The 21,741-nt window shown below is 65.6% G+C and carries 19 protein-coding genes and 2 pseudogenes; 17 read left to right on the forward strand and 4 right to left on the reverse strand.

Annotated features, from left to right (window positions below; translation table 11 throughout):
• The first annotated feature begins 10 nt into the window (after positions 1–10).
• From ACV7NQ_RS38910 to ACV7NQ_RS38955, 10 genes and pseudogenes are all read left to right on the forward strand, one after another.
• Positions 11–787, forward strand: a complete 777-nt coding sequence (locus ACV7NQ_RS38910) for an enoyl-CoA hydratase/isomerase family protein (protein WP_463364101.1) — start codon at positions 11–13, stop codon at positions 785–787.
• A gap of 9 nt (positions 788–796) precedes the next feature.
• Positions 797–1,957, forward strand: coding sequence for an acyl-CoA dehydrogenase family protein (locus ACV7NQ_RS38915; RefSeq protein WP_463364102.1), 1,161 nt, complete (start codon positions 797–799; stop codon positions 1,955–1,957).
• A gap of 35 nt (positions 1,958–1,992) precedes the next feature.
• On the forward strand, positions 1,993–2,856 hold the full coding sequence (locus ACV7NQ_RS38920) for an SDR family oxidoreductase (protein ID WP_463364103.1): 864 nt from the start codon (positions 1,993–1,995) through the stop codon (positions 2,854–2,856).
• Positions 2,857–2,898: 42 nt separating this feature from the next.
• Positions 2,899–3,201 (forward strand): annotated as a pseudogene (locus tag ACV7NQ_RS38925) (NAD(P)-binding protein); the annotation flags it as partial.
• Positions 3,202–3,303: 102 nt separating this feature from the next.
• Positions 3,304–3,456 (forward strand): hypothetical protein, encoded by a 153-nt coding sequence (locus ACV7NQ_RS38930; RefSeq protein ID WP_463364104.1) that lies wholly within the window; start codon positions 3,304–3,306, stop codon positions 3,454–3,456.
• A 666-nt stretch (positions 3,457–4,122) separates the two neighbouring features.
• The gene (locus tag ACV7NQ_RS38935; RefSeq protein ID WP_463364105.1) at positions 4,123–4,824 is read left to right on the forward strand and encodes a TetR/AcrR family transcriptional regulator; all 702 of its coding nucleotides are present in this window, start codon (positions 4,123–4,125) and stop codon (positions 4,822–4,824) included.
• Positions 4,825–5,116: 292 nt separating this feature from the next.
• Entirely contained in the window at positions 5,117–6,106 is a 990-nt protein-coding gene (locus ACV7NQ_RS38940; RefSeq protein WP_463364106.1) for an alpha/beta hydrolase fold domain-containing protein, read from the forward strand.
• Between the two features lie 369 nt (positions 6,107–6,475).
• Complete coding sequence (locus ACV7NQ_RS38945) at positions 6,476–7,699, forward strand: IS110 family RNA-guided transposase (protein WP_463364107.1); 1,224 nt, start codon at positions 6,476–6,478, stop codon at positions 7,697–7,699.
• Between the two features lie 807 nt (positions 7,700–8,506).
• A complete protein-coding gene (locus ACV7NQ_RS38950; RefSeq protein WP_463364108.1) occupies positions 8,507–10,051 on the forward strand; it encodes a class I adenylate-forming enzyme family protein in 1,545 nt (514 codons plus the stop codon).
• 395 nt (positions 10,052–10,446) lie between these two features.
• A complete protein-coding gene (locus ACV7NQ_RS38955) occupies positions 10,447–11,181 on the forward strand; it encodes an IclR family transcriptional regulator (RefSeq protein WP_463364109.1) in 735 nt (244 codons plus the stop codon).
• A 167-nt stretch (positions 11,182–11,348) separates the two neighbouring features.
• Here ACV7NQ_RS38955 and ACV7NQ_RS38960 read toward each other — a convergent pair whose 3' ends face one another.
• The 4 genes and pseudogenes from ACV7NQ_RS38960 to ACV7NQ_RS38975 form a co-directional block, all read right to left on the reverse strand.
• The gene (locus tag ACV7NQ_RS38960; RefSeq protein WP_463364110.1) at positions 11,349–12,752 is read right to left on the reverse strand and encodes an IS1380 family transposase; all 1,404 of its coding nucleotides are present in this window, start codon (positions 12,750–12,752) and stop codon (positions 11,349–11,351) included.
• Positions 12,753–13,043: 291 nt separating this feature from the next.
• A complete protein-coding gene (locus tag ACV7NQ_RS38965) occupies positions 13,044–13,691 on the reverse strand; it encodes a transposase (RefSeq protein ID WP_463364111.1) in 648 nt (215 codons plus the stop codon).
• Between the two features lie 82 nt (positions 13,692–13,773).
• Positions 13,774–14,052, reverse strand: a pseudogene (locus ACV7NQ_RS38970) (transposase); the annotation flags it as partial.
• Between the two features lie 27 nt (positions 14,053–14,079).
• The gene (locus ACV7NQ_RS38975; protein WP_463364112.1) at positions 14,080–14,310 is read right to left on the reverse strand and encodes a hypothetical protein; all 231 of its coding nucleotides are present in this window, start codon (positions 14,308–14,310) and stop codon (positions 14,080–14,082) included.
• A gap of 428 nt (positions 14,311–14,738) precedes the next feature.
• On the opposite strand from ACV7NQ_RS38975, the gene ACV7NQ_RS38980 reads away from it, so the two are divergent.
• The 7 genes from ACV7NQ_RS38980 to ACV7NQ_RS39010 all read left to right on the forward strand — a co-directional run bounded on the left by ACV7NQ_RS38980 (position 14,739) and on the right by ACV7NQ_RS39010 (position 21,309).
• A complete protein-coding gene (locus tag ACV7NQ_RS38980) occupies positions 14,739–15,194 on the forward strand; it encodes a PfkB family carbohydrate kinase (protein WP_463365990.1) in 456 nt (151 codons plus the stop codon).
• Between the two features lie 460 nt (positions 15,195–15,654).
• Entirely contained in the window at positions 15,655–15,939 is a 285-nt protein-coding gene (locus ACV7NQ_RS38985) for a hypothetical protein (RefSeq protein WP_463364113.1), read from the forward strand.
• Between the two features lie 19 nt (positions 15,940–15,958).
• Entirely contained in the window at positions 15,959–16,294 is a 336-nt protein-coding gene (fdxA, locus tag ACV7NQ_RS38990; protein WP_463364114.1) for a ferredoxin, read from the forward strand.
• Positions 16,291–17,661, forward strand: coding sequence for an FAD-dependent oxidoreductase (locus tag ACV7NQ_RS38995; RefSeq protein WP_463364115.1), 1,371 nt, complete (start codon positions 16,291–16,293; stop codon positions 17,659–17,661). Before fdxA ends, ACV7NQ_RS38995 begins: the two co-directional genes overlap by 4 nt.
• 43 nt (positions 17,662–17,704) lie before the next feature.
• Entirely contained in the window at positions 17,705–18,337 is a 633-nt protein-coding gene (locus ACV7NQ_RS39000) for a metal-sulfur cluster assembly factor (RefSeq protein WP_463364116.1), read from the forward strand.
• The gene (locus tag ACV7NQ_RS39005; protein WP_463364117.1) at positions 18,334–20,145 is read left to right on the forward strand and encodes a nitrite/sulfite reductase; all 1,812 of its coding nucleotides are present in this window, start codon (positions 18,334–18,336) and stop codon (positions 20,143–20,145) included. Before ACV7NQ_RS39000 ends, ACV7NQ_RS39005 begins: the two co-directional genes overlap by 4 nt.
• A gap of 294 nt (positions 20,146–20,439) precedes the next feature.
• Positions 20,440–21,309, forward strand: coding sequence for a sirohydrochlorin chelatase (locus ACV7NQ_RS39010; protein WP_463365991.1), 870 nt, complete (start codon positions 20,440–20,442; stop codon positions 21,307–21,309).
• Positions 21,310–21,741: the final 432 nt, after the last annotated feature.

A 21,741-nucleotide genomic window follows, 5' to 3' on the forward strand; every position in this document is an offset into this window, starting at 1 on the left:
GGAGGTAAAGTTGATCGCGTACCAAGTCGTCGATAGCATCGCGTTTGTCCGGCTGGATAGGTCCGAGGCGCGCAATGCACTGAACAAGGCGATGGGGGAGGCGCTGCTGGAGGTGGCGACGCGGATCGCGAATGACGACGAGCTGCGGGCGGTGTTGATCACCGGGAACGGGCCGGTGTTCAGCGTCGGCGGTGATATCGATGCGTTCGCCGACGGGGTGGCGGATCTGCCGGACACGCTCAGCCGAATGGCGCTGCTCATGCATGAGGCGATCCGGCTGCTCGCTCGTGCGGCCGTTCCGATCGTGACAGCCGTGCACGGGGCGTGCGCCGGGGGAGCGCTAGGGTTCCTATACCCGGCCGACGTCACGATCGCCGCGGCCGGCACCAAGTTCGCGACCGGCTTCGGGCGCATCGGAATTACCGCGGATTCCGGAAACACCTGGTATCTGCCGAAATTTATCGGTATCCGGCGGGCGAGCGAAATGCTGTTCGAGGATCGGGTCATCGATGCCGACACCGCCGCCGACTGGGGGCTGATCAACCGCGTCGTCCCGGCCGACCATCTCCAGGCCGAGGCGGAGGCGACGGCCCGCAAGCTGGCTGCCGGCGCCACCCGTGGCTACGGTGAAATGCGCCGCCTGCTGCACAGTTCCTGGACTGCCACCCTCGATCACGCGCTGTCGGAGGAGACGGCGGCCCTGCGTCGCGTCGCCCACACGGCCGATGCTCCCGCCGCTATCGAGAGCTTTCTCGCCAAGCAGCAGCCGACTTTTACCGGAAAGTGAGATAAACCATTGTCCGCCTTCATTATCGACACCGAAGAACGCGCAATGCTGCGTGAGAGCGTCGCCAAGCTGGCCACCAAGTACGGTCAGGAGTACTTCCTGGAACGCTCCCGTTCGGGTGCCAAGGTCGATGAGCTGTGGCGCGATCTCGGCCAGGCCGGACTGCTCGGCGTGCACCTGCCCGAGGAGTACGGCGGCGGTGGCGCGGGCTTGTCGGAGATGCTCATCGTCATCGAAGAGCTTGCCGCGAACGGTTTTCCGCTGCTGCTCGCGGTGGTCTCGCCCGCGATCTGCGGTTCGATCCTGGCCGCGCACGGCTCGGCGGAGATGAAGGCCGAATGGCTGCCCGGCATCGCCGACGGCAGCCGGAAGATGGCCTTCGGCCTCACCGAACCCGACGCCGGGTCCAATAGTCACAAGGTGAGCACCACCGCGCGCCGTGACGGCGACGGCTGGGTGATCTCCGGCGGGAAGTACTTCATCTCCGCGATCGATGAGTGCGAGGCGATCCTGCTCATCACCCGGGACCAGGATTTCGTGGGCACCTCACGCTCGCCGCTGTCGATGTTCGTGGTGCCCACCGATGCTCCGGGGCTGACGCTGCAGTCGCTGCAGACCGCGGTGGTGTCGCCCGACCGCCAATTCACCGTGTTCCTCGACGAGGTCCGGGTCGGACCGGAGGCTTTGATCGGCACCGCGGGCAACGGTCTGAAGCAGGTGTTCGCCGGACTGAATCCTGAGCGCATTGTTGCCTCGGGCATCAGCACCGGGATCGGCCGCTACGCCATCGCCAAGGCAGTCGCCTATGCCCAGAACCGCCAGGTGTGGTCGGTGCCGATCGGTGCGCACCAGGGGATTTCCCACCCGCTCGCCGAGGCGCACATCGCGGTCGAACTCGCCCGCATGGCCGCCTATCGCGCGGCCGAGTTGTTCGACGCCGGACTGCCCGCCGCCGAGGCCGCCAATATCGCCAAATTCGCCGCCGCCGACGCCTCGTTGAAGGCCCTGGACCAGGCCATCCAGACCCACGGCGGCAACGGCCTCTCGCTCGAATACGGCCTGGCCGAACTCTGGTTCTCCGCACGCCTGCTCAAGACCGCGCCGGTGAGCCGGGAGATGGTCCTCAACTTCATCGCACAGACCAGCCTGAAGCTGCCCGCGTCCTACTGAAATACGAGCTCTGTAAAGTCGAGGGAGACAACGCAATGCCCGGAGTAACCGATCGTGTCATCGTCGTCACCGGAGCCGGTGGCGGCCTCGGTCGCGAATACGCGCTGCTGTTGGCCCAAGAGGGAGCCCAGGTTGTGGTGAACGACCTCGGCGGCGCCCGCGACGGCTCCGGCTCCGGTGAGTCCATGGCCGACGCCGTGGTCCAGGAGATCCGGGACGCGGGCGGCACCGCCGTGGCCAACTACGACAGCGTCGCCACCGAGGAGGGCGCGGCCAACCTCATCAAGACCGCCGTCGACGCCTTCGGCACCGTGCACGGCGTGGTCAACAACGCGGGCATCCTGCGCGACGGATCATTCCCGAAGATGACCGCCGACAACTGGGAGTCGGTGCAGAAGGTCCACTTGTGGGGCGGCTACTTCGTCACCCGCGCCGCCTGGCCATACTTCCGCGAGCAGAGCCACGGTCGCATCGTCATGGCCGCCTCCACGAGCGGCCTGTTCGGGAACTTCGGCCAGGCCAACTATGGCGCCGCGAAGCTTGGCCTGGTGGGTCTGATCAACACTCTTGCCATCGAGGGCGGCAGGAACAACATCCTCGCCAATGCCATCGCGCCGCTGGCCGCGACCCGCATGACCGAGGACATCGCGCCCAAGGAGATGCTCGACAAGCTGCCGCCCGTGCACGTCGCCGGTGTCGTCGGCTACCTCATGAGCGACGAATGCACTGACACCGCAACGGTTGTTGTCGCCGGCGGCGGCCGGGTGTACCGCGTCCAGCAGTTCCAGAACAAGGGCGCCGTCTTCGCCACTCCACCGAGCATCGACGAGGTCGCGGCGCAGTGGAGCCAGATCACCGACATGTCAGGCGCGGAGCCCGGCAGCAACCCGCTCGGCTGAATCGAGGAATCTGCCATCACCGAAAACAACTGGGACGCACTGATGATCGGCGCGGGCGCGGGCGGCCTGTGCGCCGCTGCCCGGCTCTCGCTCCTGGGCTGCAAGACCCTCGTCGTCGAACGCCTGGACAAGGTCGGCGGACGCGCATCCACCGATGAAGTCGACGGCTTCAAGGTCAACAACGGCGGCATCGTGATCGAGGTAGGTGGCATCACCGAGGAGACCTTCGACGAGGTCGGCGCGAAATTCGACATCCGCCAGCCACAACCGCCCATCCTGTACCGGATCGGAGGCAAGGACGTCGACGTGACCGGCGGCGGCTGGGGCCTGCTGCTGTCCAAGCTGTAAGAACAGCGTGAACGCGGAGCGCGCTGTCGTCGTATTGATGGTCTTGCCGTCTTTGGCATCCGTTGTCTCGAGCCAGTTGAGCAGCTGAGGCAGCGCGCGATGGGCGACTTTGTGCCGGATATCGATCCACCAGTCGACGAGTTCCGTCATCAGCGGATCGAGACCATCGGCCGTGTAGCCGAATTTCAAGTGCTTGCCCTGGCTGTAGCTTGTGATACGGATCCGCCAGGTATGGGGGAGTTGGCGGCCTGATGCCGTGGTCAGGGTGCTGATGGCCTTGGATGGTCCGCCACTGGTGTCCGCGCCGAGACGGTTGAAACGTCGGCTGTCTGATTGGCCCGGAAAGACGTCGGACGGGTCGAGTGAGCGAGCCAGGCAGCCGATGTCGGATACGAGTCGCTCCCCGGCCGCGACGCTCAGCATCGCGATGAGTGGATTCAACGTTGTCCGCGGTTGTATGCCGGACACGTGCCTCTCGTTGTGAATCAGTATCAAGTCGATGACCTCGGAGAACCCCTTCCTCGTGTCGTCGCAGATCAGGGTGAATGCGGATCGCTGGTGGCTGCCAATCTTGCTCGTGTTTCCCACGGTTCCCCTCGGCGGTTCCACGGTAAGCCAGAAACCGGCAACGAGATGATCTTGAGGCCGGGTGCCGGTAGCGTGCCCGTGTAGCGCCTGGTCTGTGGCTCTGCGCCTATGCCTGCGCGGTGGCCGGCTCGTCGTGCTCGCGGAGCATGCGCAGGACGGTGGCCGGTGATGGGTGCTTGCCTTTTTTCTTGCCCTTGGCGATAACCACGCGGTTGCATTGTTGACTTCGGGGTTTCCCGATCGGTCGGGCCGTCCGGGGTCAACGACGCATACCCTGCCGAGCGAAGCGGATAAACTATCTCCACTAAACTTTCCTGGGCAGGCGACTTGATGACTTCCGATCCCGAGTTCGGCCGGGCAGCTGGCCGTGCGTTACGCGCAGATGCCCTTGCCAATCGTCGCCGGATCATTGCCGCGGCTCGGGAGGTTTTTCGTGAGCGAGGGGTGGCAGCGACTCTCAACGACATCGCCGCGCATGCCGGGGTGGGCGTGGGTACCGTGTATCGCCGTTTCGCCAACAAAGAGGAGCTGGTCGACGCACTGTTCGATGACATCATCGACACCATCGAGGCGCTCGCGAGTGACGCTTTGGCCGATCCGGACCCGTGGCATGGATTGGCGACCGGCTTGGAGAAGGTCTGCGAAATCCAGTCGTTCGATCGTGGTCTGCGTGAGGTGATGCTCGGCACTGGGTCCGGCCCCGAGCGTCGGGCTCAGATCCAGGAAAGAGTCCGGCCTGCCGTCGGTTTGTTGGTCTCGCGGGCCAAGCAGCAGGGCACGCTGCGGGCGGACATCATCGAACTGGATTTCCCGATGATTCAGCTGATGGTCGCTGCCGTGACCGACCACACCGGGCACCCCGACCTATGGCGCCGCTATCTCCAGCTGCTGCTGGATGGCATGCGCGCCCAACCGGGCGCGGCATCCCCACTCCCCGGCCTTGAACTCGACCTTGCCGATTTCCAGGCGGCCCTGGGTGCGTCGAGCACGCGACAGGCACACGATCGGATGAGCGAACAGAACTCTTCCTGATCTCTGAAACTTAAGCGGATATCTAGTATCCGTTTAGGTGTATCCTGAGATGCTAACCGGACATCACGTATCCGGTAAGTGTTCGCTTCGGCGGCCCGAGACAGGAGAAACGGTGATCACGCGAGGAGTGAACATTTTGGTCGCAGCAGCGGCCGCGGGGCTGGTGCTCACGGCATGCTCATCCGGCAGCGGCAGCGCAGCCGCTGAGGGCTCGGCGGCGCAGCCCGGTCCTGCATCGACAGCCTGTCCGACAAGTACACCGGCCACGCCGGCGTTCGGCAGCAGTGCAGGTTTGCCCGCAGGCGCAATCAGCGGCCTCGTGGCCAAGGCTGTCAAGCCCGCCGATACGAGCACCAGCGTCGTCATCAACCCCGGCGACGGACCGCAGATCCAGTGCGGCAGAACTCAGCTGACTACCTACAGCGATATCGTCTACTCGACGCCGACAACCAACGGCCAGACCGTAGGGCTGAAGCTGGATCTACAGGTACCCGAGACCGGTGGCGACAAACCGCTGGTTATTTTCGCCAGTGGCGGCGGATTCGCGATCTCAACGAAGGAGGCGAACCTCGACCAGCGGACCTATCTGGCCGAACAAGGCTATGCCGTTGCCAGCATTCAGTACCGGACCATCCTGAACGGGGCCACCTACGTTAACGGTGTCGAGGACGTGAAGTCCGCGATCCGCTATCTGCGCGCCCATGCCGCCCAGTACGGCTTCAACGGTACGAAGGTGGCCCTGTGGGGGCAGTCGGCCGGCGGATACCTGGCCGCGATGACCGGCGTCACCAACGGTCACACGCAGTTCGACGTCGGGGACAACCTCGACCAGAGCAGCGATGTGCAGGCCGTGGTGGACGAGTTCGGCCCGACCGACCTGGCGACCGTCGGCGAGGACTTCGACCCCGCGACCCAGCGACAGGACACGATCCCCGGCAATATCGCGGCCCGATACGTGTTCGGTCCCGGCACGAACAAGTCAGTCCTCGATGACCCAGCGGCGGTCGCGGCCGCAAGCCCCATCACCTACATCGACAAGGCCACCACACCGCCGTTCGTGATCCTGCACGGCAGTGACGACCATCTTGTCTCCGCCACCCAGTCCGTCGCCCTGCACAACGCCCTGACCGCCAAGGGAATCCGCAGCACCCGCTACGTCCTCAACGGTGCCAACCATGGGGATATGAGCTTCATGGGTGGCGACCCCGCCACAGGGCTGGCCTGGTCCAGCGACCTGGTCATGGGCAAGATCGTCAACTTCCTCCACAACGAGCTTCGATAACCGATGAGCCGTCAGCCCAGGGCGACTAGCCGACACAGGTCCCCGGGGCCGGATCAATCGACGCCAACCCGACACCCTGTACCAATCATGATCGAGACGTCGGCACCCTAATGGGAATTGATCAGCGAGCCTACGACCGGGTTTGAACAGTCGGCGGCAGGCTGGTCGCCGAGCCGCCGGCCGGTGAGCACTTCGACACCCTGGAGCGATGTCCGATTCCTAGGGTTAGATCGTGCCCCGGCCGGTCGGCGAGGCCACCTGTAGCGCTGATGGGGTGTCGTGCCGTTCGAGCACTGATCCATTAGGTCGCCGCCGGGTTGCCTTGGGCTCGAACAGGATTGACACCAATCAGCACTCAGGAGGTGATCGATGATCTTTGTCGGCGATGACTGGGCCGAAGATCATCACGATATTCATGTGATGGACGAAAACGGCAAGCGGCTGGCTGCACGGCGACTACCGGAAGGCCTCGCCGGGATCGGCGGGTTCCACGACATAGTCGCCACCCACGCCGAAGAACCCGCCCAGGTCGTGATCGGCATCGAAACCGACCGAGGTTTGTGGGTCGACGCGCTGGTCGCGGCCGGATATCAAGTGTTCGCGATCAACCCGCTCGCCGCGGCCCGCTACCGCGACCGCCACCACGTCTCCGGCGCGAAGTCCGACGCTGCGGACGCGAAACTCCTCGCCGATCTGGTACGTACCGACCGCCACAACCACCGCCCCATCGCCGGAGACAGCCCCGCCGCCGAGGCGATCAAGGTCCTCACCCGAGGACACCAGAACCTGATCTGGGCCCGCAACCGGCACACCAACGCCCTACGATCGGCGCTACGCGAGTACTACCCAGCAGCCCTCCAAGCCTTCGACGACCTCGCCGACCGCGACGCGATCGCCGTGCTCGGACGAGCACCCACCCCCGCCGAAGGCACCCGGCTCAGCCTGTCCGCGATCCAAGCCACCCTCAAAAGAGCAGGGCGGCAACGCAATATCGACACTCGAGCCCAGCAGATCCAGACCGCGCTACGCACCCGGCAACTCACCGCATCCGATCCGGTCACCATCGCCTTCGGTGCTACCACCCGCACCGCGGTCGCCATCATCGCCGAACTCAACACCCAGATCAAAGAGCTCGAAACCAGCCTCGCCACACATTTTGAGACACACCCGGACGCCGACATCTACCTCTCCCTGCCAGGACTCGGTGTCATCCTCGGCGCCCGGGTGCTCGGTGAGTTCGGGGACGACCCGAACCGCTACACCACCACCAAGTCTCGCAAAAACTACGCCGGAACATCACCCTTGACCATCGCGTCCGGCCGAAAACGCGCCGTGCTGGCCCGACACGTCCGCAACCGGCGCCTCTACGACGCCATCGACCAATGGGCCTTCTGCGCACTCACCAACAGCCCAGGCGCACGCACCTACTACGACCAACACCGAACCGCCGGAGACCTGCACCACCAAGCCCTGCGCGCCCTCGGAAACCGCCTCGTCGGCATCCTCCACGGATGCCTACACCACCACACCCCCTACAACGAGGACACCGCCTGGGCACACCGACAAAACACCCCAAAACCCCACGCCGCTTGACAACTTACAGCCCTGGGATGTCTAACCACCAGCCACGATCACCCGCCCACCGGCCTCTGACCAGCAGCTACCAAAGGCCGCGGCAGGTTTCTGGCGTATTCGTGGACCCCCTCGGTGCCCGGCTGAGTGTGCGGGTCTCGATGAACGGTAGCAAGCTGGCCGTGAGTCACCAATCTGGTTGAGGCACTTGGGAATGACGCGTGACCACGTGGTGTGGGCCCGTCATATGTGGTGGTCGGTCCAGCCACGGCGGGCGAGTTCGCGGCGTAGGTCGAGGTTCTCGCCGTGGGCTTGTGCGAGTGCTTCGCGTAGCTCGTCGATTTGATGGCGGTGCTGCGTCTCACTCCGGCCACGTGGCCGAATCCGAGCAGGGGCGGAAACGCTCAACCGTCGGTCGGGTCACCGGCGCCGGCGATGAAGCAACTCCTTCAGCCTAGGTAAGCACGCGCTCTTGGGCCCCACAGGGCGAACAATGCCGCGGGCAGGATGACGCTTTCTGGTGATTCACGGGAAAGACCGGTGCCGTTGATCCGCACGTCCGCGCTGTCGGTTGACGAGGGTGCCCCGACGGTGTCCGGCCCTCGGCGCTGGCGCGTGCGGAACACTGATCGTGTAAGCGCAGAAGTCGGCCGAAAGAGCCGATAAGCCAGGGATCCTGGCGGCCCCTGACCGTGCCCGGTTTTCGGTCGCGATCCGAACCGTGGTTGTCGATACCGCCGACGGCAGGTGAATGCGGGCACCCCGGCCGTGTCCGGCATACCCGGACGGCTGGTGACACAGGTCGCGCGCAGTCGTAACGATTCCGGAATGGACTTCTCGACTCTGCTTTCGAAATCTGCCTCCCAGTTCTCAGGGAAAGTCGCGGTGTGGTGCGACGGGCGTCAGCAGACCTACGCCGAGCTGTACGAACGCACCAGCCGCCTGGCGAACGCGTTGGGCGATCTAGGCCTGGCGCAGGGAGACCGGGTCGCGCTGCTGAGCCCGAACGCCTTTGAAACGGTCGAACTGATCGCCGGCTGTGCGCTCGGTGGCTTCGTCCGTGCCGGCTTGTACTCGCACGAAACCGGGGAGGTCAACGCGTATCTCACCGAGCATATCGACGCTCGGGTGCTCATCGTCCATGCGCAGCTATACGCGGGAATCGCTCCTCGATTACCGGAACTGCCGAAACTCGAACGAGTATTGGTATTCGGCGGCGACGTGCCCGCGGGTGCGCACTCCTACGAGGACGCGCTTGCCGCCGCCTCGTCCCGGGTGCCGGCCATTGTCACGCGCCCGGACGACATCCATGTCATACGATTCTCCGCCGGCACGACCGGCCGCCCCAAGGGCATTGTCCACACGGTCGAGCGCTGGCTGGCCAGCGACAACGAATACCGTTGGGTCACTCCGCAAATCGATGAGCGTGATGCCTACCTCGCGGCGGGCCAGCTCACCCATGCGGCGTCATTATGGCTGTGGCCGATCCTGCAGGTGGGTGGCCGCATCATCGTCATGCCTGCCTTCGAGGCGGGGCGCGCGCTCGAACTCATCGAGCAGCAGCGTGCGACGTGCACATTGGTCGTGCCGACAATGATCTCCGCCCTGCTCGCCCACCCCGATATCGAAACCCGTGACCTGTCGAGCCTGCGCTGCCTCAACTACGCGGCGTCCCCGATTGCCGCACGCACTCTCGAGCGCGCGCTCGACAAGTTCGGGCCGGTGCTGTACCAGCTGTACGCGCAAAGCGAATGCATCACGATCACCATGCTGCAACCGCACCAGCACACCGACAAGTACCTGCGTTCCGTCGGCCGCGCGACACCCAATGCCGAGGTCACGATCGTCGATTCCGACGGAAACACCTTGCCCGCGGGGCAGATCGGCGAGGTCGCGGTACGAGCGCCGGGTTTGATGAACTCGCTGTGGAAGAACCCGGAAGCCGACGCGGAACGCCACCTGCCCGATGGCCGCTTGCTCACGCGGGATATGGGATACCTCGACGAGGACGGTTTCCTTTTCCTCGCCGACCGCAAGGAGGACATGATCATCTCCGGCGGTTACAACATCTGGCCGGCCGAGTTGGAGAACGCTCTCGCGGCGCACGAGGCGGTCCGTGAGGTGTGCGTCGTCGGCGTCCCACACGAGAAGTGGGGTGAGACCCCGAAGGCGTTCGTCGTGCTGGAGCCCGGAGTGGAGGTGACCGAACAGGAGCTGATTGACATTACGCGCGCAGCGGTCGGTTCCGTCAAGAAGATCACCTCCGTCGAGTTCGTCGACGCGCTCCCGAAGTCCGGCGTCGGCAAGATCCTGCGTCGTGAGGTCAAGAAAGCCTACTGGCGCGGACAGGACCGCAGTATCGGCGGCGCCTGAACGGGGTGACCTGGGTGGTTGGTTGCCACCACGCAATCGGTTGGTCCTGCGACAGCGACGGTGAGGTCCCGGGTCGATGTGTCACGTACGCCGGCACGAGCGATGGTGATCCATCTCCACAGTTCGATTCCACCCGGGGCCGGGCCGGGTACGGTGAACATGTACAGGGCGCGAAAGTGGTTTAACATAAGCAACTTTCGTGGAACCGCCGTGTGTGAGGTCAACTGCGCCTCGTCCCTGGTCGCGGGGTTGACGGCGAGAGGGTGGTAGGGGTCGGCGGCGATATCGGCTTGGATGATACCCACATTATTCTAATCGAATGTAGATTATAATGTTGAGATCGCAACTCATGCCCACGAGCCGGCAAAGTCCCGCCGGAACGGAAGGTCATCGCCATGCTCGTCACTGTCGCCCGCACCAGCCGGGTGCTGAACCTGTTCACCCCCGACACGCCCGAGTGGGGCGTGCGGGAGGCTGCTGCGGCCTTGAGGATGCCGAAATCCAATGTGCACGAACTCTTGACGAGTCTCAGCAGGATCGGATTGCTCCGCCGTACCCCGTCGGGTCGTTACCGGCTGGGATGGCGACTACTGACGATCAGTTCCGATCTGCTGAAGGGGTCCGGATTCGAAGCGCGCGCGCAACGTATCGTTGACGAGGTCGCGGTCCACGTCGGCGAGACCATGACTATCGGCGCGTGGGACGGCTTGCATGTCGTCTGCGTTGCCGGCGCACCCGGCCGCCCCGACGGATACTCGGTCCCCGCAGGGACCGTCCTACCCGGACATGCCACTGCTTTGGGAAAACTGCTGGTATCGAGCCTGCCATGGGAGACGGCGGCGAGCATCATCGACCGCTACGGTTTGCCGCGCTATACGGCGATGACCGTCCGGGATGCCGCGATGTTCGAGCGACAATTGGAATCGGTCCGCCGGACCGGTATCGCGTACGAATACGAGGAGCACGCATTGGGTCTCGCTTGCGTGGCTACCGGGGTCTACGGTCGCGGCGACCTCGTGGCGGCGGTTTCAGTCACTGCGCCGGTCGACCGGATGCGGGTGCGAAGGGAAGAATTCACTGCCGCTGCGCGCGGCGCCGCCCGCGCGCTGATGCGACCGGGCGAGCGCTGACCTCGAATTTTCGCGGGGTGGCGGGTTGGTGTGTGCCGGGTGGTGAGGCCGGTGGTGGTGGGTGCGGGGTAGCCGGGTTCGCCGCGTGACGGCTGCGGTGGCGCCCGGTTTCCACTTCTGCGGGGGTGGGTTTTCGGCTGCTCCTTCCTGGGGTTGTCGCTGGTGGGTCAGGTGAGGATGGCGCGGACGCGGTGGAATGCTGTTTCGAGTTGTGTTGCCCAGGGCCAGGTTTCGGGGATGCGGATGATGAGTTTGCGTGAGTGTTTGATCAGGCGGGCGGCGGTGTGGAGCAGCTGGTAGCGCAGGGTTTTCGGTTCGGCGGCGGCGAGGGGGCCGTCGAGTAGCAGCAGCCGGGTCCAGGCGAGGAGGTCGATCGCGAGGGCGACCGCGGCGAGCCAGGCGGTGTTGATGGTTTGCGATTGTGAGGGCCATTTCGCGAACCCGGTGGCTTTGGCTGTTCTGATGAAGCCTTCCACTCGGGCGTGGACCCGGTGGCGGGCTTCGAGTCGTTGGGGGACACCGCCTTTGGTGTTGGTAGCTAGGGGCTGGTAGCGGTAGCCGTTGTGTTGTTCGAACAGTGACAGTTGGGTGCCGTTTTCGATCTTCTCGCGGCGTACCAGGATCCGCATGTCTTTCGGCCAGCCATCGAGGCGGTCACCGCCGGCACCCTCACGCAGCAGGCCGGTGAGTTCGGCGACGTCGGGGTCCTCGCGTGGCCGGGCTTCCGGGTCGAGGGCGGGCTGCCACGCCGCTTCGGGCAGCAGGGCCAGGGCGCCTCGGACGCGGGCGTCGAGGTTGAACCCGACCGAGTACTCCACGGTCAGGCCCTTGCGCTGATTGAGGGCGGTGAGGTGGTCGAGGACCTCATGGCTGGATCCGGCGCCGTCGATGGTGATCAGCAGGTGCCGGCGGAACCGGAAGGGGATCGCGGCGACCGCGGCGTCGATGACCTGGATGTGATCGGCGGCGGTATTGGAGCCCGCGTTCCCGGGTCTGGGCATGATGGCCAGGGACTCGCCGGTGTTGTCGCACCAGGCGGTCAGCGAGTGGTGGCCGAACCCGCCCTTGAAGTTCCCGGCCGCGTCCTGCTTGTTCGAGTGGCAGGTGGTGAGCGAGGCATCGACACGGATACCGATCACACCGTCGATGTCGCCGACGGCGGTGCGGATCGGGGGGATACCCCCGTGGCGGTCCGCGATCAGGTCCCACACTGTGCGCCGGGTCCGGTTGCGGGCCACGGTGATTCGTTTCACTGCGGTCTTTCCGATCTCGCCGAGTGCCCGCCATGTCGTCACCGGCGAGGCGACTGGGCCCAACAGCCGTGCCTGGTCGGCCGGGGTGCGGGTGTCGCTGATGGCTTCCGCGCCGTCGGCGATGGCGACCGCGACATCGCGCAGCAGCCCGCCTCGATCGTGGATGACCCCGTCGCGGGCCAGTGCCGTCGACAGTTCCCTGGTCAGGCCGGTGTTGTCGGCGAGCATGCGGGTGAGCACGCACCCGGTGTGGGACACGACATCATCGCCGCGGACCTCTACGGCGAGGGTGCGGGACCATGCTGCGGTAGCCTGCATCTGAAAGGTGCGCCTGTTCTCTTCGGAATCGTTGTCTTAGCAACTCCGATTATCGTTGAAGCAGAGCACCTTTCGCTATTCGGTCACCCTCAAGCAACCAACCTCGATGAAGTATCGAGGCAAACCAGCCCGAATCCACCGGGTTAGAGCTGGCGGACCTTCAAGGGGCGTAACAACACCGGTTTCTCGCGTATACCTTCCCGTCTCGCTCACCGCGCCCGGCCCATCCGGCAGTGCTGGACCGACGCGACTTTGTCGAGGCTGCTCCCACCCTTCCCTGCGATCCCCGGGTTAGGCTGCCTCCAGCTTTACTCTGCCGCTACGGCGGCATCGAAATGGACGGTCTCTCACCTCCATCCGGAAATAACAGCAGAGCCTCGTGGCGCACATCAACCAGGTCCACCGGTCGCCCTGGTCGGCGGTGCGGATGCGGGGCCGGGTCCAGCCCAGGGTTTGCTTGAGAAACCTGAAGGTGTGTTCCAGGTCGAAGCGGCGCAAGAACGCCTGCCAGTACCGATCGGTCTGCTCGGCGGTCAAATCGGTACGAGATGCCCACAGCCACAACGGTTTCGGGATACGGTCACCGGGCAGCCGATCCACGCTGAGCCGGATCAAGCTGCCTTCGATGATCGGCAACTCGCCGTCGTGGTCGGCCCAGCGGACTTGATGGACAAGCCGTGGGTGCAGCCGCGACCAGGTCTGGGCGACCGCAGTGCCGTAGCGGGTGGTGTCGGTGCTGGTGGTGACCGCGGGGGCGGGATGAGTGCCCGCATCGGCGAGGGCGAACACCGGCCCGTGCCGCGGCGGGCGGCCGGTGCGGGCCCGCTGGGCGGCCGGGAAACAATACACGCGGTCTGACCGCACCCGGCCCAGCAGTTCCACGGGCAGATCCCCCAGCAGCCAGGCCAGCCTGCAGACGTCGTAGCCGGCGTCGAACACGATCACAATGTCGGGGTCGCCGGGGGTGATACTGCCCGGCGTCGATCAACCGAGCGATCACCTCACGGATCTGAATGGCGGTCACCGCGGTGGCGTCGTCGTCACGGCCCAGACGCCCGACATCCAGCAGCGCGCACCAGCTGGTAGCGTCGGGCTCGAGGGCTGCGACGAACGAATACGGCCAGCCCGGGATCAGCTGCGCGTTCCCCTTGCCGCGCCCGTAGACGTGACAGAACGATCGGTCGTCGCTGGTCACGGCATCCGAACGCAGCCATGGGCTCACATCCACCGCCAGCATGATGCGTCCATCACGCTCACGCGCCAGCGGCAGACCCGCCAGAGTGCGCCGCAGCCGGGCCACCTCGATCCGCCCGGCCGCCAGCCCGTCCTACAGCCGGCCGTGACCACGCCGATGCTCGGGCACCAGCGACAACCCGACCAGCGTGGACACCGGCCCCTCGGCGCACAACACTGCGTCGGTGAGTTCGAACAACGCATCCGGACGACGAGTCAGACAACCGTGGAACGAATAACGAAACGCCGCAACACAATCCAACCCGGATGAGCGTGTCCGCTCGACCCCGGCGAACACATCGGGCACACTGACAGACACGGTCACCGCTGTTCTTCTCTTCGTCTTCTTTGGTAGGAATCCGAAGATAGAACCCGGTGACCGCACCATGTCTACGGCACGCCGAACATCAGCAACGAAACATTCACTGCTACAGCATCTTTAGACACACCACAGCCCAACCGGGCAACCTACCAGGGCCCAAACCTTAAATCACAAGCTGAGTCCACGGCCTATACGGATAATTTCGCCTCACAAGGGACATTCCCGCAACATTGCGCCAACACTGTCCGCGCAGGCCGCATACCGCGGTACTGGCCGCGACTCGGTCAGCTTCCTTGCGGCGCAAGCTGAGACACCAAGCGGCTGCCCATTTAGGGTGACCTGCTTGCCGGAATATATCGCGGGATAGGTCGATACGGCACCGACGTCGAGTTCAACCAGGTCGCACCGAACGCGACATCAGGTCGTCGTTCATCGAAACCGTAACGGCGGCGGTCCGGCACGCGATCGCGAACGGGACCATCGTCGTGATCAATCCTTCTCCGGCACAATATCTTTCGGCCGTCCTGTGGGCGCATGTCGATGTCGCGGTGGTGAATTCGGGCGAGGCCGAACAACTCGGCTCGGATCTCGATCCTGTCGCGCACCTGGTGATCACCCAGGCCGCGGAGGGTGCGACCTACCGCGGTCCCGGTGGTCGGGAGCTGTCGCAACCGAGTGCGCGCGTCGAGGTCGTCGATACCACCGGCGCGGGCGACACGTTCACCGGCGCACTCGCCGCCGCCTGGCATCTCGGCCCCGAACGCGCGCTGACTTGGGCGGTCACCGCCGGAGCGCTCGCCACCACCACGCTCGGTGCGAGCACATCCATCCCCACCCGCGACCGCATCGAAGCAGCTGCGCCAGAGCCACCTACCAATGGCCATTGACAGCTAGCGGGACTCGGCTGCTGCATGCTAGCGGTAAGGGCGGATTCCAGGTGGCGGGGAGCAATGATGGGTATCAGCGGCAATGACATGGGGTTCGTTGGAGTGCGACGCTGGAACGCATTCAGATAGGGCCGTCGAAGGAGAGCTGCTATGCGAACCAGACTGACCTACATCACATCGGCATTGGCGGCGGGCGCTGCCGCGTTAGCTGTCGCTGTCGCACCGACGCCGCGGCCGATCCCCCTCCGGCGCGGCCGGCGGTGATCGCCACCGCGCCGACGGCTGTGGCCGGCCATTTCGACCGCGTCCGTTTCGGCGGCTGGGGCCATCACGGCGGCTGGGGCGAGGGCTGGGGCTCCGGTAGCTCCGGTAGCGCATAAATGGCGTTGGCTGGTCTGCTCGACCCGGTGAGCGGAACCGCCGAGGTGGACGGACGGGCCGTCGGTGCGGCGGGTGCGCGGTGCGCGATGGTATTCACAAGACCACCGTCCTGTTCGTCACCCACGACGTTGACGAGGCGCTGTTGCTCGCCGACCGCATCGTTCTGCTGACACCGCGCCCCGCACGCTTTCAGCGCGTCATCACCATCGAGAACCCGCGCGCGCTGGGCGTGCGGTTCGAACCCGAGTTCGCCCGCAGGCGATACGAGATCCTGGCCGCCCTCGGCGAAACCACCGAGGCCCTCGGCGAAATCACCGAGGCCGATGAGCTGGAAACGGCCGCCGGCGCAGGCCCGAACACGTGAAACAAGTGAGGAGCACACTATGACCTTCGTCATCGGCGCGTCCTGCGTCGACATCATGGATCGGGCCTGTGTAGAGGAGTGCCCGGTGGACTGCATCTACGTCGGCGGCCGCATGGCCTACATCCAACCCACCGAATGCGTGGATTGCGGTGCGTGCGAGCCGGTCTGCCCGGTCGAGGCGATCTATCTCGACGCGGATGTGCCCGACGACCAGCAGCAGTTCGTCGCGGAGAACGCCCGGTTCTTCGCCGAGCCGCTACCGGGGCGAACCGAGGCGCTCGGGTCTCCCGGCAGCGCGGCCAAATTCGGTGAGTTGGGTGGGGACACCCCATTCGTGGAGGCGTTCTCGAAATGACCGCAGCGAAACGTCCACTGCGAGTGGCGATCGTGGGCGCCGGACCGGCCGGGATCTACGCCGCCGACGCGTTGATGAAATCCGGCGCCGAGGTGAGTATCGACCTGTTCGAGCGCATGCCCGCGCCGTTCGGGCTGATTCGCTACGGCGTCGCGCCGGACCATCCGCGGATCAAGGGCATCATCGCCGCCCTGCACACAGTCCTCGACAAGCCGCAGGTGCGGTTGCTGGGCAACATCGACTACGGCACCGACATCACCCTCGATGACCTGCGCAGCTTCTACGACGCGGTGATCTTCTCCACCGGCGCCAAGGCCGACCGCGCCCTGGACATCCCCGGCATCGGCCTCGACGGCTCCTTCGGCGCCGCGGATTTCGTGTCCTGGTACGACGGACATCCCGACGTGCCACGCGCCTGGCCGCTGGACGCGCAGAAGGTCGCCGTCCTCGGCGTCGGCAACGTCGCCCTCGACGTCGCGCGCATGCTGGCCAAGACCGGCGACGAACTGTTGCCCACCGAGATCCCGCCGAACGTCCACAAGGGGTTGAAGGCCAATAAGGCGATCGAGGTGCACGTCTTCGGCCGCCGCGGCCCCGCTCAGGCGAAGTTCACCCCGCTGGAACTGCGCGAACTCGACCACTCTCCGACCATCGAGGTCATCGTCGACCCTGAGGACATCGACTACGACGAAGGCTCCGAAGCCGCACGCAGGCACTCCAAGCAGGTCGACATGGTCGCGACGACGCTGGAGGGCTGGGCGATTCGCGATCCTGGCGACCGGCCGCATCGGCTCCATCTCCATTTCTTCGAATCGCCGCACGAAATTCTGGGCGACGACGGCAGAGTCGTGGGCCTGCGCACCGAGCGGACCCAACTCGACGGCACCGGCAACGTGAAACACACCGGGATATTCCGGGATTGGGAGGTCCAGGCGGTATACCGCGCCGTAGGTTACCTCTCCTCGAGCGTCGGGGAACTGCCCTTCGACGACCGGTCGGGCACCATACCGAACGAGGCGGGGCGGGTCCTGCTGGACGACGCCGCGTCCGGGGCTGCCCGCTACCTGCCCGCGACATATGTCACCGGGTGGATCAAGCGTGGCCCGATCGGCCTGATCGGCCACACCAAGGGCGACGCCAACGAGACCGTGGCCTGCCTGCTCGACGACCGATCAGCCTTCGCCGGTGCCATCGACCCTGCGCCCGAATCGGTCATTGCGTTCCTGGAAGACAAGGGCATTCCGTTCACCACCTGGCAGGGCTGGTACCGCCTGGACGCCCATGAGCGGGCGCTCGGCGAGCCCGAGGGCCGCGAGCGGGTCAAGGTCGTCGAGCGGGAAGACATGCTCCGCGCCAGCCTGCACTGAGCCAGCTTCGACCCGACTCCTCTCTACGAAAGTTGGTCTATCCATGATGAGTACGTCGGCGACGGTCGATCAGATTCGCGCGGCCATGAGCCGCGTCGAAGACCCAGAGATCCACCGTCTGATCACCGTACTGAACATGGTCGGCCGTATCACCATCGACGACGCGCGGCGGGTGACCGTCGAGATCCTGCTCACCGTGTCCACCTGCCCACTGCGGGACAGGATCGTGCACGACGTCCGCGCGGCCGTGCTCGAACTGCCGGATATCGCCTCGGTCACCGTCGATTTCGGTGTCATGTCCGAGGAGCAACGCAGCGCCCTGCGCAAGCAGATCCTCGGCGACGACGACATTCCCTTCGCCGAGCCAGGCTCGCGCACCCGGGTGCTCTGCGTCGCCTCCGGCAAGGGCGGTGTCGGAAGGTCCAGTGTCACGGTCAATCTGTCGGTCGCGATGGCGCAGCGGGGTATGCGGGTCGGCATTCTCGACGCGGACATCCACGGCCATTCGATTCCCGCCATGCTGGGGGCTCCGCCAACCGCGTGCGGCGTGCGGCTGATGTCGGTGGGCATGTTTCTGGACGGCAACGAACTCGGCCCGTTGATACCGCAGGTGCGAGTCAGCCTCTTCGCGCCTTCAGCATGGATGTTCACCCACCCCGCAGGAGCGACCCTATGACGTCGAGCACTGACGCCGGTCCGACCGATCAGCCTTCGCCGCAGTCCCGGCCCGAGCGTCCCGCGCGCCTGGACCGACCGGCTTCCGAAGGGCGCGTTCGACCGGACCGCCCACGCACCGAAGCAACCACCGCGCCGCGCGCCCGCACCGGCAAGCCTGTACGTCGTAAGGCGGAGGGCCAGTGGGCGCTGGGCTACCGCGAGCCGCTGAACCCGGACGAACAGTCCAAGAAGGACGACAACCCCCTCAACGTCCGCGCGCGGATCGAGAACATCTACTCCAAGCAGGGCTTCGACAGCATCGACAAGGGCGATCTGCGCGGCCGGTTCCGCTGGTGGGGTCTCTACACCCAGCGCGAACAGGGCTACGACGGCAGCTGGACCGGCGACGAGAACATCGACATTCTCGAGGCCGAGTACTTCATGATGCGCATCCGCTGCGACGCGGGCGCATTGAATGTCGAACAGTTGCGGACCCTCGGCCAGATCTCGACCGAGTTCGGCCGCGACACCGCCGACCTGTCCGACCGCGAGAACGTCCAGTTCCACTGGATCGAGGTGGAGAACGTCCCCGAGATCTGGAAGCGGATCGAGGCGGTCGGACTGAAGACCACCGAGGCGTGCGGCGACTGCCCGCGGGTGGTGCTCGGCTCGCCGCTGGCCGGTGAGTCGCGCAGCGAGATCATCGACCCGACACCCGCGATCGAGGAGATCGTGCGCCGCTACATCGGCAAGAAGGAGTACTCCAACCTGCCGCGCAAGTTCAAGACCGCGATCTCGGGCCAGCAGGACGTGGTGCACGAGATCAACGACATCGCGTTCGTCGGGGTGAACCATCCCGAGCACGGACCCGGCCTGGATCTGTGGGTCGGCGGCGGGCTTTCGACCAATCCGATGCTGGCGCAACGGGTCGGCGTGTGGGTGCCGCTCGAGGAGGTGCCCGACGTGTGGGAGGCCGTTGTCTGCCTGTTCCGTGACTACGGCTACCGGCGGCTGCGGACAAAGGCCCGTCTGAAGTTCCTGGTCAAGGACTGGGGCATCGAGAAGTTCCGCCAGGTGCTCGAGGAGGAGTTCCTGAAGCGCAAGCTGATCGACGGTCCCGCGCCAGTGCAGCCGACCAAGCCGATCGACCACGTCGGCGTGCAGAAGCTGCGCAACGGGCTCAACGCGGTCGGCTTCTCCCCCATCGCGGGCCGGGTGTCGGGCACCGTCCTGTCCAAGGTCGCGGACGCGGCGGCCGAGATCGGCTCCGATCGCATCCGGTTCACCCCGTACCAGAAGCTGATCGTGCTCGACGTCGCCGACGACAAGGTCGATGCGCTGATCGACGAGCTGGAACCGCTTGGCCTGCAGGCACGTCCGTCGCTGTGGCGGCGCAACCTGATGGCGTGCAGTGGGATCGAGTTCTGCAAGCTGTCCTTCGCCGAGACCCGCAAGCGATCCCAGGCGCTGGTGCCGGAACTCGAGGAGCGGCTCGCGGATCTCAATGCGCAGCTGGATGTTCCGGTGACCATCAACATCAACGGCTGCCCGAACTCGTGCGCGCGCTCGCAGATCGCGGACATCGGGTTCAAGGGTCAGCTGGTCGATGACGGCACCGGGAATCATGTCGAGGGATTCCAGGTTCACCTCGGTGGCAGCCTCGGATTCGACAGCGCGTTCGGTCGTAAGTTGCGCCAGCACAAGGTGACCAGCAACGAACTCGGTGACTACATCGAGCGGGTGGTGCGCAATTTCATCAAGCACCGCGAGGACGGCGAACGATTCGCCCAGTGGGCGGTTCGCGCCGACGAAGCCGACCTGAAATGAGCCCCGGCTCGGTACGGGAGATCTGACATGACAACGAATCAAACGGAGACGTTGCTGCCCACCAAGTTGGCGCAGGACGAGCTGCGGGCGATCGCCGAGAAGGGCTGGAAGACCGCAAACGAGAAGGCTACTTCTCAATGGTCGAGGTCGGAGTCTGACATGTGGTCCGCGCCAGCACGTTCCGCCCCCGCGCCGGCGCGGACCGCTGCGACTGTTCCAGTTGCGCTCGACTTCGGTGTGCCAGCACGCACCAGTGCCACACCCCCGGCCTCGCCTGCCGTGGGCTTCTCAGCGCTGGCGGGCACCGCATCGGCCCGACCCGCGCTGATCGCCGTCGCACACGGCAGCCGCGATCCGCGGTCGGCGGCAACGATGTCCGCGGTTGTCGCACGAATCGCGGCCACACGCCCAGACCTCGACGTGCGGCTGGCTTTTCTCGATCTGAACACACCCTCGGTCGAGCAAGTCGTGGATGCCGCTGCGGCACAGGGCCACACGCATGCGGTGGTGGCGCCACTGCTGCTGGGCAACGCCTTCCACGCCCGCATCGACCTGCCGGGGCTACTGGCCGCCGCCCGCACCCGCCACCCACGCCTGTACCTCACCCAAGCCGACGTCCTCGGCCCAGACCCCCGCCTGATCACCGCCCTCCGCGACCGCGTGCTGGATGCCCTCGCTCCCCAGGCCGATACGCCCGCCGCCGGGCGCGGCTCGCACGAGTGGCACATGGCTGCGGTGACACGCGGGACGTCCCTCAATGGTGCGCCACTCAGCACCCATTCGGAAGCCTGGTCGCCGCAACGAGATTCCGGCCGTGCCGGGATCGCGGTCGCGGCTGTGGGCTCGTCGTCTCAGGCGGCGAATGCGCGCACCGCGGAGGTCGCACGACAGCTTGCCGCCGTCACCAGCTGGCATACCGAGATCTGCTTCGCCACAACTGAACCGACTGTGGCAGAGGCCGTTTCGCGTCTGCGCTACCGCGGCGCCGACCGCATCCTCGTGGCCCCCTGGTTCCTGGCCCCCGGCCTGCTGACCGATCGACTTACGGCGGCCGCACCAGACCTCATCCACGCCGACGTCATCGGCGCTCACACTGGACTCGCCGAGGTCGTGTGCGACCGCTACGACGCGGCGCTCGCCGACACGCTCACCCTCTCGGCCTGAGCTTGTGATTTAAGGTTTGGGCTCCGGTGTAGCCGGGGCCACACGGCTCTTGGACGCGACCGTCCAGGCGGGCCATGGCTCAGCAGCGCCCGTCCCGCGGCCGTTGCCCGGGCCGGCAGTCGGCGTATACGTCAACCAGGGCCGCCTCGACGGCGATCGGATCATGCCGAGGCGGGCGTTCCCGGTGAGGTGGAGTTCGCCACCAAGGGCGAGTTGGGCCGCCTCATGATCGAACAGTTCCTCGCAGGTCACCAGGAACTGCGGCTCAGTGTCACGAAATGACGTGAAGTGTCGTGAAATATCGATCGGCCGGGCGGATGTCGATATCGATAGGTCGCTGACCTGCGGTTTTCTGTGACGAAGGGGTCGGGGGTTCGAGTCCCCTTAAATCCACTAGGGCGGCCGCGGCTCACGCGCTTAGCCAATCATTCT

The sequence above is a fragment of the Nocardia sp. Tas62D01 genome, assembly GCF_055232035.1.

Coding starts and splice junctions, on each gene's coding strand:
- ACV7NQ_RS38935 (WP_463364105.1), top strand. CDS start 4,123: ATGACTTCCGATCCCGAGTTCGGCCGGGCAGCTGGCCGTGCGTTACGC.
- ACV7NQ_RS38995 (WP_463364115.1), top strand. CDS start 16,291: ATGACCGCAGCGAAACGTCCACTGCGAGTGGCGATCGTGGGCGCCGGA.
- ACV7NQ_RS38950 (WP_463364108.1), top strand. CDS start 8,507: ATGGACTTCTCGACTCTGCTTTCGAAATCTGCCTCCCAGTTCTCAGGG.
- ACV7NQ_RS38960 (WP_463364110.1), bottom strand. CDS start 12,752: ATGCAGGCTACCGCAGCATGGTCCCGCACCCTCGCCGTAGAGGTCCGC.
- ACV7NQ_RS38920 (WP_463364103.1), top strand. CDS start 1,993: ATGCCCGGAGTAACCGATCGTGTCATCGTCGTCACCGGAGCCGGTGGC.
- ACV7NQ_RS38930 (WP_463364104.1), top strand. CDS start 3,304: ATGGGCGACTTTGTGCCGGATATCGATCCACCAGTCGACGAGTTCCGT.
- fdxA (WP_463364114.1), top strand. CDS start 15,959: ATGACCTTCGTCATCGGCGCGTCCTGCGTCGACATCATGGATCGGGCC.
- ACV7NQ_RS38955 (WP_463364109.1), top strand. CDS start 10,447: ATGCTCGTCACTGTCGCCCGCACCAGCCGGGTGCTGAACCTGTTCACC.
- ACV7NQ_RS39000 (WP_463364116.1), top strand. CDS start 17,705: ATGATGAGTACGTCGGCGACGGTCGATCAGATTCGCGCGGCCATGAGC.
- ACV7NQ_RS38945 (WP_463364107.1), top strand. CDS start 6,476: ATGATCTTTGTCGGCGATGACTGGGCCGAAGATCATCACGATATTCAT.
- ACV7NQ_RS39005 (WP_463364117.1), top strand. CDS start 18,334: ATGACGTCGAGCACTGACGCCGGTCCGACCGATCAGCCTTCGCCGCAG.